The 9,319-nt window shown below is 62.0% G+C and carries 8 protein-coding genes and 2 pseudogenes; 7 read left to right on the top strand and 3 right to left on the bottom strand.

Features of this window, described 5'->3' with window-relative positions; translation table 11 throughout:
- Positions 1 to 665: pseudogene (locus ACHWRX_RS10040) on the top strand (hypothetical protein); the annotation flags it as partial.
- Positions 666 to 693: 28 nt separating this feature from the next.
- Here the strand turns inward: ACHWRX_RS10040 and ACHWRX_RS10035 are convergent.
- Positions 694 to 1,893, bottom strand: coding sequence for an MFS transporter (locus tag ACHWRX_RS10035; protein WP_394659088.1), 1,200 nt, complete (start codon positions 1,891 to 1,893; stop codon positions 694 to 696).
- Positions 1,894 to 2,157: 264 nt separating this feature from the next.
- Here ACHWRX_RS10035 and ACHWRX_RS10030 point away from each other — a divergent pair, with 264 nt between their 5' ends.
- The gene (locus tag ACHWRX_RS10030; protein WP_183616969.1) at positions 2,158 to 2,481 is read left to right on the top strand and encodes a DUF4286 family protein; all 324 of its coding nucleotides are present in this window, start codon (positions 2,158 to 2,160) and stop codon (positions 2,479 to 2,481) included.
- A 388-nt stretch (positions 2,482 to 2,869) separates the two neighbouring features.
- A complete protein-coding gene (locus ACHWRX_RS10025; RefSeq protein ID WP_394659087.1) occupies positions 2,870 to 2,995 on the top strand; it encodes a hypothetical protein in 126 nt (41 codons plus the stop codon).
- A 36-nt stretch (positions 2,996 to 3,031) separates the two neighbouring features.
- Here ACHWRX_RS10025 and ACHWRX_RS10020 read toward each other — a convergent pair whose 3' ends face one another.
- Positions 3,032 to 4,006: an alpha/beta hydrolase gene (locus tag ACHWRX_RS10020; RefSeq protein WP_394659086.1), complete on the bottom strand. Its 975-nt coding sequence runs from the start codon at positions 4,004 to 4,006 to the stop codon at positions 3,032 to 3,034.
- Between the two features lie 112 nt (positions 4,007 to 4,118).
- Here ACHWRX_RS10020 and ACHWRX_RS10015 point away from each other — a divergent pair, with 112 nt between their 5' ends.
- A complete protein-coding gene (locus ACHWRX_RS10015; protein ID WP_394659085.1) occupies positions 4,119 to 4,916 on the top strand; it encodes an SDR family NAD(P)-dependent oxidoreductase in 798 nt (265 codons plus the stop codon).
- The gene (locus ACHWRX_RS10010; RefSeq protein ID WP_394659084.1) at positions 4,913 to 5,587 is read left to right on the top strand and encodes an SDR family NAD(P)-dependent oxidoreductase; all 675 of its coding nucleotides are present in this window, start codon (positions 4,913 to 4,915) and stop codon (positions 5,585 to 5,587) included. The genes ACHWRX_RS10015 and ACHWRX_RS10010 overlap by 4 nt, the downstream gene beginning before the upstream one ends.
- A gap of 5 nt (positions 5,588 to 5,592) precedes the next feature.
- On the opposite strand, the gene ACHWRX_RS10005 is transcribed toward ACHWRX_RS10010, so the two are convergent.
- Complete coding sequence (locus ACHWRX_RS10005; protein ID WP_394659083.1) at positions 5,593 to 6,549, bottom strand: SDR family NAD(P)-dependent oxidoreductase; 957 nt, start codon at positions 6,547 to 6,549, stop codon at positions 5,593 to 5,595.
- Positions 6,550 to 6,759: 210 nt separating this feature from the next.
- On the opposite strand from ACHWRX_RS10005, the gene ACHWRX_RS10000 reads away from it, so the two are divergent.
- Together ACHWRX_RS10000 and ACHWRX_RS09995 are read left to right on the top strand one after the other, a co-directional pair.
- Entirely contained in the window at positions 6,760 to 8,880 is a 2,121-nt protein-coding gene (locus tag ACHWRX_RS10000) for a 3-hydroxyacyl-CoA dehydrogenase NAD-binding domain-containing protein (protein WP_394659082.1), read from the top strand.
- Between the two features lie 168 nt (positions 8,881 to 9,048).
- Positions 9,049 to 9,319: pseudogene (locus ACHWRX_RS09995) on the top strand (enoyl-CoA hydratase/isomerase family protein); the annotation flags it as partial.

Raw genomic sequence — 9,319 nt, 5'->3', positions numbered from 1 at the left:
GGGAAGGAGCGGAAGGCGCCACGATCCACATCGAACCTCTGAAGATCCTGCCGGAAGACAGCCTGCTGCTCAGCGAAGATGACATCAGCCAGAGGCTGAAAGGCATCGCCTATCAGACGCGCTTCTCGTTAGACACCTGGATGCGCATGATCGAGGAGGTTGACGACGCGGTCGGTCGCAACCGTTTCTGGCTGCCGGACGAGGATGTTTCAAAGATCGGTGGCAATCCCCTCGCTGCCTATGTGAAGATGCTTTATGACCTCAAGCCGGACGATGCCCTGATCATCGAGGCCGAGATTCCCGATGTGAAGCACTGGAGTCTGCAGCTGGCAGACTATTTCTATCAGACGACCGATTATCGGTTCCACCAGTCCTCCATCAACAACAAGCAGGCCGTCGTCGATACGGATGGCAAGGTCCGTATCGTGCTGTCGATCAAGGATCCCGGCGTACCCAACTGGGTGGATACTTCCGGCTTCCCGGAAGGTTACGCGCAATGGCGCTGGTATCTGAGCGATCGCTTCCCGGTGCCGGAAACCAAACTGGTGCCGCTGGCCAGCCTGCGCGATCACCTGCCGCCGGAAACGCCGATCGTCACACCCGAGGAGCGGAAGGCGGCACTTCTAGCCCGACGGAACGAAGTTGGGCGGCGCTTCCGCGTTTGACGATACCGTCCGCCGTGGGACTGCCTGATCAGGCAGCTCCCATGGCGACGGCGGGCCGGGCGTGTCGCCGCGATGCTACCAAGGCGAACCCGGCGGTGAGCAACACGGCCAACATCAAGTAGACGCTTGCCGGGCCGAACCGCGTGCCGATCGCCGTCGCCAGCATGGGAAACAGTGCTTGTGGCAGATAAATTGCAAAGCTCATCATCCCGGTCGCCGCGCCGCTGTCGCCCTCGGGACCGACCGTCTCCACCGCCGCCGCATATGCCGCAGAACCAAAGAGGGAGAGGCCGACAGAAATCAGCGACAATCCCACCATGGCTAGAAAGGACGATGAGGCGAGGAAAACGATCACACCGCCTGCGGCACACAACACGGGTGAAACCAAGACTACCCCACGCGTGCCGGCTAGTTTTTGAACTAAACCGTAGCTTCCGGAACCGACCAGCGAAAAGGTCGAGGTGATGGCCAACATATTGCCAACCGCCGACGGGTCGATGATACCCACTGAGGCGAGGAGAAACGGCGCATAAAGGGTACTGCCCACCATCGTCCACCCCACGATCGCAGCGAGGAGCAACAGGCTGGGTGGCACTCCGCCCAAGCGCGGAGCGACACGGGGAACCGCCTTTTCGGATGCCTGCCGCGTGCCCTTATGACGCGGCAGGGCAAGCGCGAAAAAGCCTATTGGCAATAGCAGCAAGCATGCCAGAAAACCCAGTTGCCAGCTCTGCGCGGCCAGCGCGCCGACCATGGGAAATGCCACGATGCTGATCCCGCCGCCGATGAATGCGGCCAGACCGTAGAGGATATGGCGCTGACTTTCCGGCAGCCGGGCAATCCCAGACATCCCGGCCGTGAACGCACCCGCCACACCAAGTCCCATCAGAACGCGGAAAGGCAGAATCTGGATAAGGGAACTGCAGATCATCGGACCAAGGCCCGCCAGCAGGAACAGCGCCAGGGACGCTAGATAGACCGTCCTCACGCCCAAGCGTGTGACCAGCCGCCCTGCGAACGGTGACGCAAGGGCGAAAACGGGGGGCACGATACCGCCCACGAATTGCACCAGAAGATCTGCGTTCGGGACCTGACTGAAGTGATCTTGGAGAACCGGCAACGCCGGTCCGATTGCGAATAGACCGAGCGCGATGAAAGTACCCGAAAACGCGAGAGCGACTTTGGCTGAAAAACCGACATGGCTCCAGGAATCGTCCTGCGCCGCCATCAAAGCTGACATATATCGCTCTCCCACGGCCGCCAGATCATGCCATTGACCCGCTTTTCACCGCATATCGCAGCAACACTGTCGCGCATCCCACACTTGCGCAAGCTGCCAATGCTCCACAATCAGCATGGCGATTATTCGAAAACAGGCTTGTCTGGTTTAGACCCTGCCTGCACGTTGCCGCCAATTCGGCGACATTAGCCCGGCTGCATTGGCTCGCCCTGCCGCTGCGGTTCTGGTCGGGCAAGGAAGAGGAAAGATACGATGCGCTACCTGTTTGAAGTTTCATCGCGTGCGGTTGCGGGCCGTGAAGCGGAATATGAAGCCTGGTATGATCAAACCCACGTCCACGAAGTACTCGCCTTGCCCGGCTTCCTCAGTTGCGAACGGTTTGAGCGCAGTGCGCCGGACGGATCGGTGCAGGAGTTCGTAGCGATCTACGAAGTGGAGACGGACGATCCGCAGGCCCTGTTGCATTCCTTGTTCGCGGCGGCGCCGACGATGAAAATGACGGATGCGATCGACCAGACCTCTGCCCGCTTCGACGTTCTTCGGCCACTGGGCCAGAAAGTCTCTGCAAAGAACTGAGAGAACCGCGAGGCTCGACATCGTCGGCGCGAATTGTCGGGCCTCGGCTTGCCCTTCGCGCTTCGTGGCGAAGAAGCGGATGCGAAAGGCACAAATCGATTGCAAGAGGCAATCGATCTGAGCGCGCTGCGCGATAGCAAGGCAGAAATACTGGCCGATCAAGCCACGCCCGAGATCATGCTGCGGCACCACACGAAGGCCTAAGGGAGGCTCGCCGCCTTATGAACAACCGCTACCGAACTAGGCCGGGCCACGCTTTCTCTTGCAGAGGATCACGGCAGCCTGGGCCTGGGGATCGATACGCTGGTTCCAATCTGCGAGGTAACAGGCGCGCCGCCGCGCCCGTGCCCTATCTGGCGACCATTCTCGCCGCGCAGGCGATCAGCGCTTGCAGTACCAGCCAGCAGTCCGAGATCTGGCTGACTCGTATCTCTATGGATGGACGATCGCGGGCGGCAGCAACGAAGTGATGCGCAACGTCTTCTCAGAGCGGCTGCTGGGAATGCCGCGCTAACGCGGTGCTAACGGGGGCTTAACGCCCCCTGCCCGCCTACTTCGGGGATAACACGCTCTGGATGAAGCTAACCTGCTCTGCCAGCATTTCCGCATCCTCAGGCGCGCCGAAGAACCCGCCATGTGGCATCGCCTCCCACACATGAAGCGATGCCTGAACTCCGTCACGCCGCATCGCCCGGTGTAAACGTACGGTATTAGAGAGAAACAAGTCGCGCGTTCCGCTCAGCAGCATGACCGGTGGAAAGCCATCGAACGTACCGTACACGGGCGAAAGGTAGGGGTCGCGCAAGTCATGTCCGTTCGCGTAAAGCAAGTTTGCCGGCATCAACCGTTCCGCCAGCACGCGATCGAGCCCGTAGTTAGTGTGAAACGTATCACCCGCCTCGGTCAGATCCGCCTCGGGTGTGGCAAGGATTGCCCCCGCCGGCATTGTGACGCCTATGTCCCTCAGCTTCAGCAACGAGGCGGCGGCAAGGCCTCCACCGGCCGAATTGCCTGCAATCAGGATACGAGCGGGGTCAACCCGGTCAGCCAACCATAGATACGCCTCAACCGCATCATCCAGGGCCGCGGGGAACGGATGCTCCGGCGGCATCCGATAATCGGGGCAGAAGCACGGCAATCCGCTCGCTACCGCCAGAGACGAGGCCATCTTCGCGCCCGCGTCTCCTCGTCCATAGATATAGCCGCCACCGTGGAAGTACAGGATCGCCCCATCCTCAGTCACGCCGCCTTTCTGCGGCGTGGCCTCATAAACCACGCACTCTTCGACCGGATGCGCCGTCACATCGACGGGAAACGTGACGGCTGCTAGCATTTCAGCCATCCGCTGATCCACAGTGGCGATATGCGCGGCCCAGTCCGCGGGCTCGTTCGTCTCGGGCAAGGGCTCCAGCGCGAAGGAAGGGGTCGCCAGAAACTCACGCGCTTGCTGGCTGATGGTTTCAGGAAGGGGCACTACCCGCTCCGGCTGCCGATAACCCTCTAAATCGGCCTGCTGTATTTCCATCACCCTACCTTTCATCTCAACTGCGCAGGCGATGTCATCGCGGCTATGATACCGCCGGCGCCTTCTCATACTATCCCTTGCGCTCCCTTCGGAGCCGATGGAGCATGGTGGCATGACACAACTTGCAGGCAAGGTCGCCATCGTTACCGGCTCTACTCAGGGTCTGGGCGAAGGCATCGCAGTGGCGTTGGCAAATGCGGGAGCAAGCGTGATCGCGAATGGCCGCAGTGCTGCGCGAGGTGCGAATGTGATGTCGCGGCTCGGCGAGATCGGCGGCGATCATCGGTTCATCGCAGCCGATGTCTCGATCGAGGCCGAAGCCAAGCGCTTGGTCGAAGAGGCTGCCGCACACGCCGGCAGGATCGATATCCTGATCAACAACGCCCAATCGATCGCGCCATCGGCTCGGCTTGAGGACGGCGGACGATCGGCCGCTTTTGCCGAAACCCTGGCGAGCGGCCTCTACGCCTCTCTGTGGACCGCACAAGCCGCCCTGCCCTTCATGCGGGCCACAGGGGGCGGGCGGATCGTAAATTTCGGTTCGATCAATGGGGTTTATGGCGCAAAGTTCGGGTCGCACTACAATGCTACAAAAGAGGCAATGCGGGGCCTTACCGCTACGATGGCCAATGAGTGGGGCCAATATGGCATCACCGTCAACATGGTGCTGCCGGCAGGACTAAGCCCCACATTCGAAGCCTTCATCGCGCTTGATCCGGCCCGCGGAGAAGCAATGGCGCGCCAGCATCCCATGCGTCGCCATGGCCGGTCAGAGGAAGACATCGGGGCCGCCGTCGTCGGCTTGGTTTCCGATCATGCCCGTTTCATCACCGGGCAGGCGCTGTTCGTGGATGGCGGCGCGAACCTGCTGGGATTGCCGCAATTCAATGTGCTGGAGGATGCGGTATGACGCTATTGCTGGAAGGGCAGCGCGCCGTCGTGGTGGGCGATGACGCGATCGGATGCGGCATCGCGGAAAAGCTGCGTTCAGCGGGCGCAGAGGTCCAAGTGTTCGCAATCACGGACACGTTCGATCCCGCCGAGCTGGACATTCTGGTTTGCAACACGCTAGGCGAGCCCCATCCTGCCTTGCTCGTCGATTGCGACGAAGGGGCGCTTCGCCGATCCCTGGACGGCGTGGTCGCCGCCGCATCGGCGATGCGGACGGCACTTCCGGCTCTACAGAAGGCGCGCGAAGGCCGCATCATCCTCATTGGCCATCGCTATGGTATCGCCACGGCAGAAGGATTGGCCGCATATGGCAGCGCAGCCTGGGCATTGAACGGACTGATGCGGTCAGCCGCCGTGGAATGGGGCCAGTACGGCATCACCACCAATCTGCTGCTCCCGGCCGCCTCCACGCCGGAACTGGAAGTGGCACAGCAACGCCGTGCGCGCCTGATCGACGTGATGACGGGCCAACTCCCCCTGGGCCGAATGGGCGACCCTGTGGAGGACATCGGCGGCGCAGCTCTCTACCTCGCATCTGGCGATGCGCGCTTCGTCAACGGCCAGGTCGTGCACGCGGATGGAGGCCAGCATGTCGCCGGCCCGGTGCTGAGCCCGATCCGTTATATATGATCCGATCAGGTCAGCGCATCGCGTGCCAGACCCGGTCCTGATTCCCGTCCAAAATCCGCCGCGACCGTATAGAGCGCCATCTCGTCGCCTTGCGACCCGACCGGGCGGGCATCGGCAAGATCAACCACCTGCTTGATCGACGTGCGGACTTGCTCGGGATCGATCGCCTCGGCAATAATACCGTCGTTTTCGACGAAGCCCAGCCTGGCAATCCGCCCCGCCCCGGCGGAGAATACCATGCCGGTCACTTCAGATTGCTCGGATAGCAGGTAGAGAGCCGCCGCCACGACCTTCTCGGCCTGAAAGTTGTCTCGCATCCAGGCGACGAACTCGGGATCGGGCACTGCTTCGATCATGCGCGAATAGGCGCATGGCATCAGGGCGTTGACCAGGATGCCATGCCCCGATCCTTCCAGCGCTGCATCCAGCGACAGCCCGATCATGCCCGCCTTGGTGGCGGCATAAGGTGAATTGCCACCGATCCCCAGCGCGGCATTGGAGCTGATGTTCAGGATGCGGCCGTATCGCTGTTCCGCCATCACGGGCCAGGCGGCGCGCATCAGTAGATGCGGACCGATCAGGTTGGTCGCATAAACCGTGGCAAGGCGCTGAGCGCTGGTCTGCGTGATCGGTCCCGGCGCGGCGATCCCGGCATTGTTGATCAGAATGTCCAACCGACCGAAAAGCTCCAGGGCCAGCGCCACCATACATGCAGCCGCTTGCTCGTCACCCACGGCATCACCGTTGGCCACGGCCTTACCACCGGCGGCGCGTATTTCGTCGACCACACCTTGCGCACGCGCGACATCGCCCGGCACTCCCATCATCGAGCCGCCATAGTCGTTGACGACGATCGCCGCACCACGGCGCGCAAGTTCAAGGGCGTAAGCGCGGCCCATGCCGCCGCCCGCCCCCGTGACGAGCGCGACGCGTCCGTCAAATCGCACCGGATTGCTCTCCATGGCCGTGCATCCTCTCGCGCGTCTCAGCCGCTATCGCGTAGGGATGACCCAGCCTCGCCCGGTTCGCAACCCACGACCTCTCGGGCTTGATCGCACACGTGATGTTCGTCAGTCTGGACCAGATTACATGCGGTGCAAGCTGACAAGAGCCATCGGGTTTGGCAGGCCGCAATGCATCATTTGTTGTCATTCCTGGAGCGAAGCGACCCCATGTCCCTAAATCCTGAAGACGCCGTCCGTTACGATGTGCGCGGCGATGTAGCGGTCCTGACGATCGATTTCCCGCCGGTCAACGCGCTCGGCTTTCCGATGCGCGAGGGCATGGTCCTGCGCCTGAAGCAGGCACAGGAAGACTCGGCAGTGAAGGCCATCGTCGTGATCGGCGCGAACGATCGCTTCGTCGCCGGCGCGGATATCCGCGAATTCGGCAAGCCCAAGCAGGGCCCGGAATTGCTGCAGATCCAGGAGATGATGGAGAACAGCGAGAAGCCGGTAGTCTGCGCGATCGATGGCCATGCGCTGGGCGGCGGCCTGGAACTGGCACTGGCGGCGCCTTTCCGCGTCGCCGCTTCGCGCGCCAAGATTGGTCTTCCCGAGGTCAACCTGGGCCTGCTGCCCGGTGGTGGCGGCACGCAGCGCACCACGCGCATCGCCGGCCCCGAGATCGCGCTGGATCTGATCCTGAACGGCAAGCACATCAGCGCCGCCAAGGGCAAGGAACTGGGCCTGATCGATGAAGTGACCGATGGTCCGGTGCTGGACGCCGCGATCGACTTCGCAAGGGCTCGCGCGACAGAGGGCGGCCCCTTCCCCAAGACGGTAGAGCGTACTGACAAAGTGCAGAACGTCGATCCTGCCATCTTCGAGAAAGAGCGCAAAGCGGGCGCGAAGAAGTGGCAGGGCATGGTCGCTCCCTTCAAGATCGTCGACTGCATCGAGGCGGCGTGCACGTTGGGTCCGCGTGAAGGCCTGCAATTCGAGAAGGAGGCGTTCAAGGTCTGCCTGGAGGCACCGAGCCGCGCCGCGCAGGTTCACCTGTTCTTTGCCGAGCGCCAGGCGGCCAAGGTCAACGACCTGCCTGCCGACGTGAAGCCACGCCCGATCAAGAAGGTCGGCATCATTGGCGCCGGCACCATGGGCGGTGGCATCGCGATGAGCTGCGTCAACGTTGGGCTGCCGGTCGTGCTGCTCGAGGTGAAGCAGGAAGCGATCGACGCCGGCCTTTCGAAGGTGCAGCAGAACTACGACATTTCGGTCAAGCGCGGCTCACGCAGCCAGGCGCAGGTGGACAAGGCCATGGGCCTGATCACGCCGACCCTGGACTATGCCGACTTCCGCGACTGCGACATCGTGATCGAAGCCGTGTTTGAGAACATGGCTGTGAAGAAGGAAATCTTCGCCAAGCTGGACGAAGTGTGCAAGCCCGGCGCGATCCTTGCCACCAATACCTCTGCACTGGATATCGATGAGATCGCTTCGGCCACGAAGCGGCCCGAAGATGTCATCGGCACGCACTTCTTCTCGCCCGCCAACGTGATGAAGCTGCTCGAGAACGTGCGCGGTTCCAAGTCGTCGCCCGAGACGATCGCCACGGTGATGGCATTCGGCAAGCAGATCGGCAAGGTTCCGGTTCTGGCGGGCAACTGCGAGGGCTTCATCGGCAACCGCATGCTCAAGGCCTATGGCACAGAATCCGAGCATCTGCTGGAACAGGGCGCCACGCCTTCGTCGATCGACAATGCGCTTAAGGCCTTCGGCTTCCCCATGGGCATCTTCCTGATGCGCGACATGGCCGGTCTCGATGTCGGCTATCGGATGCGGCAGGGTCGTATCGAAGCCGGTACGCTCGATCCGAATTCGCCCAGCTATACCCCGCTTGCCGACCGCATCGTTGAGGCGGGACGGTTGGGCCAGAAGACCGGCGCGGGCTACTACAAGTATGACGGCCGCGATGCCACGCCCGATCCACTGGTCGAAGACATGCTGATCAAGATCGCACAAGACAAGGGCATCACCCGCCGCGAAATCAGCGACGAGGAGATCGTCGATCGCATTCTGGGCGTGATGGTCAACGAAGGCGCAAAGATTCTGGAAGAAGGCATCGCACAACGCGCCAGCGACATCGATGTGACCTATGCCTTCGGCTATGGCTTTCCCAAGTATCGGGGCGGCCCCATGTTCTGGGCGCAGCAGAAGGGCCTGGACAAGGTGCTGGAGATCGTTCGCACCAACCACGCCGCTTCCGGCGATCGCTGGAAGCCGGCCAAGTTACTGGAAGAGCGCGCTGCTGCCGGGCAAGACTGGGATGGCAAGCCCGTGGCCGCGGCCTGATAACGCAAGGAGCCGACCCGCTATCCAGAGCGGATCGGCTCCTTACGAAAGCATCGATTTCGGGGAATGCGTCCAATTCGTGATGCCACAGCGTAGGGCGTGCCGACTTCATTGCACTGCGGCGCAACGAACGTCGTGGGTGCGATACGTATCAGGAGAAGTCTGAGGATGCCCCAACCCGATTATTTCAGCCGCTACGACAATATCGCGTTCAGGCGCGAAGACGGCATCCTGGAGATGCGTCTTCATACTCGGGGCGGCCCCGCACTATGGGGCTTCTGGGGCGGACTTCACCGCGACCTAGGCTTGGCCTTTCGGGACGTGGCGGAAGACACTGCCAATCGCGTGGTCATTCTGACAGGGACCGGCGACAGCTTCATCGACGGCTTCGATCTGGAAAGCGAGGCGATGCCGCCGATGGGGCCGGACGCTTGGGACA

It is taken from the genome of uncultured Novosphingobium sp., from assembly GCF_964277725.1.
Taxonomy (GTDB): domain Bacteria; phylum Pseudomonadota; class Alphaproteobacteria; order Sphingomonadales; family Sphingomonadaceae; genus Novosphingobium; species Novosphingobium fluoreni.
The sequence above is the reverse complement of the archived record's forward strand: the minus strand, read 5'-3'. Positions and strand labels throughout refer to the sequence as shown.

Bases quoted from the DNA above. Each gene is read 5' to 3' on its own strand.
- ACHWRX_RS10035 (WP_394659088.1), bottom strand. From the start codon at position 1,893: ATGGCGGCGCAGGACGATTCCTGGAGCCATGTCGGTTTTTCAGCCAAA.
- ACHWRX_RS10030 (WP_183616969.1), top strand. From the start codon at position 2,158: ATGCGCTACCTGTTTGAAGTTTCATCGCGTGCGGTTGCGGGCCGTGAA.
- ACHWRX_RS10020 (WP_394659086.1), bottom strand. From the start codon at position 4,006: ATGGAAATACAGCAGGCCGATTTAGAGGGTTATCGGCAGCCGGAGCGG.
- ACHWRX_RS10015 (WP_394659085.1), top strand. From the start codon at position 4,119: ATGACACAACTTGCAGGCAAGGTCGCCATCGTTACCGGCTCTACTCAG.
- ACHWRX_RS10010 (WP_394659084.1), top strand. From the start codon at position 4,913: ATGACGCTATTGCTGGAAGGGCAGCGCGCCGTCGTGGTGGGCGATGAC.
- ACHWRX_RS10005 (WP_394659083.1), bottom strand. From the start codon at position 6,549: ATGGAGAGCAATCCGGTGCGATTTGACGGACGCGTCGCGCTCGTCACG.
- ACHWRX_RS10000 (WP_394659082.1), top strand. From the start codon at position 6,760: ATGTCCCTAAATCCTGAAGACGCCGTCCGTTACGATGTGCGCGGCGAT.